Here is a 3,091-nt window from a genome sequence, read left to right as displayed (position 1 = left end):
GGTCGTCTGGGAACATTTCGACAAACTCACGGTAACTGCGCGGGTAGTCGCGCCCTGCCACCAAGGTCGGGTATATGGATTGGTCAGTAGGATTCACCCCCACATCTTGCGACAGGAGGCACTAACCGACTACCCCCCTTTCAGAAATAAAGAGAACAACCATGAACCCCGTCCGCCTGATTTATGACGATACGCCTGACTTTATTCCGATCCCTGAAGCGTTCCGTCACCACAAGACCGAGATCATTGTCTGGCCGTTGGACGAGAATCAGACTCCGGCAGCGCCAGACTCGCGGACGGACCAGGGACAACGCCGGCCCGGTGCATGGTCGCACCTACCTCCGCCCGCCGCAGACTGGGACAGCCCGGAATTCAATCACGAAATCGCCCGTTCCCTCCTCGGTGAAAGCGATTGATGGAAGCGCCGCGCTATCTCATCGATACCCACTTGGATTTACCTTTCTTGATTTCCCCGACGACGACCAGATGGAAGGTGCCAGCACTGGTCCGGTCCATCAGCGCCAGGAGGCGCTCGCGGGCTGAACAATCCTCCAGCGTGTCGGCGAATTGGATCAGACGCGCCCCAAATTCCCGAGCCATTGTTGAGTTCAAAGTCGCCATGCGGGCTCCTCCATGGTTGATGACGAATCTAAACTTCTCACGCCGCCGGCGATCATCGCGAATGATCATCTCCAGCCAATTCGACAGGCTGAAACGCTCCTGCTTGGCGACTGGGCGAGGAGAACGCCCTTGGTGTCGGGGTCAGGCGGAGGGTGACCGCTTCGGTCTTGAGCGGGCATCGGCGATTGCGGCCTGGTTTCGCTTGTCGTGCGCCGATGGTACAGCAAACAGAACCACGCTTGCCGGTAGTGCATCGCAGATCATGGCGCGGTCCGCGATGACGGGCGACAAGGCCAGCGGGATCGAGTCGGATGGTCCGCGCTATGTCGTTGACCTGCTCCGTGGCGTGGTGTGGGTGCCCGTCTCGATACCGACTGCGCGGGCGAATGCTTTGGCCATCACGCCACCGAACGGATCGGGGAAACATTGGACTTCCGCCCATCAGGTTGAGGGGACGCTCAAAATCGGTTGGCGCCGCTTTACCCTCGAACGTCTTCAACGGATCGAACTCGAAAGTCCGGTGCTTGAACTCCTGATAGGAGGCGGGGTTGCTGCGCGGGATCGCCAACGTCGGGCTAACCTGCGGCGCTGGGGTGGCCACGGAAGCCGCCATCGGCGCCGGCGTGGCGACCGGCACGCCAGCGCGCCGTTCCTGCCGGATGCGCGAGAGCGTCTTGGCAAAGGTACGGGGCGCGATCGCGATCCCGGCGGCGGCCAGCTCGGCGAGGATGTCGGTCGACGACGCCCCCGCCCGCTGGGCGGCCTCGATGTCCGGCAACAGAGCGCGCAGCGATTGGGCCGCCGACCGGCGCGGCGGATGTTGGGCCAGTGTCTGCAAGCGGGCACGGGCCTGGGTGAAGGGGTCGTCATCGTGGGGCATCCGTTGGGGCTCCGTGTCGATCGAAGGGGAAGGTCTGGCGCAGGACGGTGTCGGAACGGGATCGATCGCGCGCGTTCTCGCCATCGGACGTCACGAAGAAGGATCGTCCGCGTCATCCGCATGGCCGCTCAACCCGACCAACGGCGGGTCGCCGCTGAGGAACGCTTGGGGGCAAGCCGCCTGGACAGACGGTCAGCCTGTCCATCACGCCGCGCCTTTGGCGGTCGCCGCCGCCAAGGCGCGCTCGCGATGACCGCCCCCTCTCATTCCTCGTTCGGATCGTCCAATGAAGCGAATTTCATCGTTTTGAGCGGCGCTTGGCATTCCTGCTCGATCATTCTCAAACGCATCCGAATCTGACTGAGATGCGATTGAATCGCGCGCAGTTGCTCAAATCGCGGCTCATGACGATCAATCAAGTCTTTCTCCCACCCCGTGAGCTGGCCGAAACTTCTGATTGAATAGCCATGACGAATTTTGCCATCGCGATCCTTACCGCGCTTGAGATAATGCGTGCGCTTCGGTCCTTTCACGCGAAACCACTCGATTTGAAACATGCCAGGCCCCGATTTTGCGCTATTGCGGACTCGCACGCTGATACTGCCGCGTGCGGCGGGCGGGTAAGCGCGCTGTGCATCCAGCATCTTTTCAATATACATGGTTTTGGACGCTTCGGCTTCTTCGCGCATCGCGTCGAGAATACCCGTGCTACGCGAGAGAACGTCAGATTGCAGGTCTCTCAATGCGTGCACTATCCAGTCATGCCGTGTTTTCGGTTCGGTCTGTGGCGCGATCGCCTGTTCGCCATTCGACTCACGCATCCCGTTTCCACCCATCGCCGTCTCCATCACGTTTCTACCCACCTGTTTTCACCCCCCCCTGTTTCCACCCTACTGCACGGGTGGAACTGAGTGGGACATCGACCCAAGACACCGTTTGACCGATGTTTCCGCACGCGTTGCGATCCATCGCGCAACGATGACCGTACCGTCAGATTGCCCATGCCGTCATCTGCAATATGGAATGTAATCTGTCTGCGATTCACCATCCTCATCGCCATTGATTATATCAAAAAGACCGGGCATTATCATCTGCAAAGACGATTCATTTTAATCGCATTTTTTCGATAGCAGCGGGCGGTCATTTCTCACCAAAGAGAAGGTCATGGTAAAGCATGACACACGAACCTGACCATGATTCGGAAAACAAGCATGTTTATTGAAAACCGCGTCAGACCGTCATGCCTGCCATGATCAATAACGCATCCATGGAGCGCAAACGCTCAGGATTAAATCCTGGAGAAATCGCCGACAGTCGATTCAAGCGCGCAGATGTCTCTGGAGATATCCGAATGAGGGCTGCCAACATCGAATGAACAGCGCGATTTCTATTGCGACGTTGCGCGGATCAAAGCGCATCCGCGTCAATCGCTATCCAAACGTGACCCGTGATTAATTCTACTTTGTTACTTTAATTCAAACACATTGACTATCCCGTCGCGGTCAGCTTGTAATAACGCTCGATATCCTTTTGCCTTTGCTCATGCCTGACCCGCATTTGCTTGATTCTTTTTTCGACCGCATCCGGATC

Annotated in this window: 4 protein-coding genes and 1 pseudogene; 1 reads left to right on the top strand and 4 read right to left on the bottom strand. The window is 58.3% G+C overall.

Annotated features, from left to right (window positions below; genetic code table 11):
- Positions 1 to 103: pseudogene (locus tag QZY07_RS26660) on the bottom strand (IS1595 family transposase); the annotation flags it as partial.
- 58 nt (positions 104 to 161) lie between these two features.
- Here QZY07_RS26660 and QZY07_RS26655 point away from each other — a divergent pair.
- Complete coding sequence (locus QZY07_RS26655) at positions 162 to 416, top strand: hypothetical protein (RefSeq protein WP_295409357.1); 255 nt, start codon at positions 162 to 164, stop codon at positions 414 to 416.
- 13 nt (positions 417 to 429) lie between these two features.
- Here QZY07_RS26655 and QZY07_RS26650 read toward each other — a convergent pair whose 3' ends face one another.
- The 3 genes from QZY07_RS26650 to mobI all read right to left on the bottom strand — a co-directional run bounded on the left by QZY07_RS26650 (position 430) and on the right by mobI (position 2,349).
- Positions 430 to 690, bottom strand: coding sequence for a hypothetical protein (locus tag QZY07_RS26650; protein WP_295409355.1), 261 nt, complete (start codon positions 688 to 690; stop codon positions 430 to 432).
- Positions 674 to 1,501, bottom strand: coding sequence for a hypothetical protein (locus QZY07_RS26645; RefSeq protein ID WP_295409352.1), 828 nt, complete (start codon positions 1,499 to 1,501; stop codon positions 674 to 676). Before QZY07_RS26645 ends, QZY07_RS26650 begins: the two co-directional genes overlap by 17 nt.
- A 263-nt stretch (positions 1,502 to 1,764) precedes the next feature.
- Complete coding sequence (mobI, locus tag QZY07_RS26640; protein ID WP_295409360.1) at positions 1,765 to 2,349, bottom strand: conjugative transfer protein MobI(A/C); 585 nt, start codon at positions 2,347 to 2,349, stop codon at positions 1,765 to 1,767.
- Positions 2,350 to 3,091: the final 742 nt, after the last annotated feature.

The sequence above is a fragment of the uncultured Thiocystis sp. genome, assembly GCF_903866365.1.
Classification (GTDB): Bacteria; Pseudomonadota; Gammaproteobacteria; order Chromatiales; family Chromatiaceae; genus Chromatium.
Note: the sequence above shows the minus strand (reverse complement) of the source record. Positions and strands in the feature narration are given on the sequence as shown.

Coding starts and splice junctions, on each gene's coding strand:
- QZY07_RS26655 (WP_295409357.1), top strand. CDS start 162: ATGAACCCCGTCCGCCTGATTTATGACGATACGCCTGACTTTATTCCG.
- QZY07_RS26650 (WP_295409355.1), bottom strand. CDS start 690: ATGATCATTCGCGATGATCGCCGGCGGCGTGAGAAGTTTAGATTCGTC.
- QZY07_RS26645 (WP_295409352.1), bottom strand. CDS start 1,501: ATGCCCCACGATGACGACCCCTTCACCCAGGCCCGTGCCCGCTTGCAG.
- mobI (WP_295409360.1), bottom strand. CDS start 2,349: ATGGAGACGGCGATGGGTGGAAACGGGATGCGTGAGTCGAATGGCGAA.